This window comes from Aeromonas sp. ZOR0002 (assembly GCF_963866995.1).
Classification (GTDB): Bacteria; Pseudomonadota; Gammaproteobacteria; order Enterobacterales; family Aeromonadaceae; genus Aeromonas; species Aeromonas caviae.
Map to the genome: position 1 here is coordinate 1 of NZ_CAWMFQ010000264.1, position 663 is coordinate 663.

1 protein-coding gene is annotated in these 663 nt (G+C 54.4%); it reads right to left on the minus strand.

Features of this window, described 5'->3' with window-relative positions:
- On the minus strand, nucleotides 1-644 hold a 644-nt coding region (locus tag AACR77_RS14380), incomplete at its 3' end, for a Fic family protein (RefSeq protein ID WP_231563251.1).
- Nucleotides 645-663 lie beyond the last annotated feature (19 nt).

The window sequence follows — 663 nt, forward strand, 5'->3', positions numbered from 1 at the left end:
TCCAGTAAACGATTCAGCACTTTGGTTTGCTCTGGACTCAGACTGTCATGACAGTGCCGCAACCAAAAATGAGCCTTGGCAAGAGAACGAGCAATAACCTGTAATGCCAGCTCTATGGCGTAATCCAGTGTGTCGAGGAACCAACAAAGCCAGGATGTGATATCCAGCGTGCCCTTCTGTGTTGACTCCAGTGCCCGATAGTAGTCAGCCCGCCATTCTAGAATAGCGACTGACATGGCATACAAACGGATGCCCTGGCTGTCAGCCTGTGACAGCGCGAGATCGGTCAATGCCCGCGTGAGCCGCCCATTGCCATCATCAACGGGATGCAGGGTCACGAACCAGAAATGACAGATCGCCGCACGAAGAAGGGGATCTATCGTTGGATCATGCCGAGTCTGGTTAAACCAGAAGATAAACGCGGCCAGTTGATCGTCCAGAGCTGCTCTGGGTGGAGCCTCAAAATGCACGGTTGGGCGATCAACACGCCCAGAGACAACCTGCATCGGCTCATCTCCTCGCAACTGCCCTACGTTCACTGGCTGCACCGACCATTCGTTGACAGGGAACAGCCAACGATGCCATTGGTAAAGCCGCTCAATCGTCAACGGCTGTCCATGATTGTCGATGGCATCCAGCATCATGGCCGCGAGCCCCTCTGAG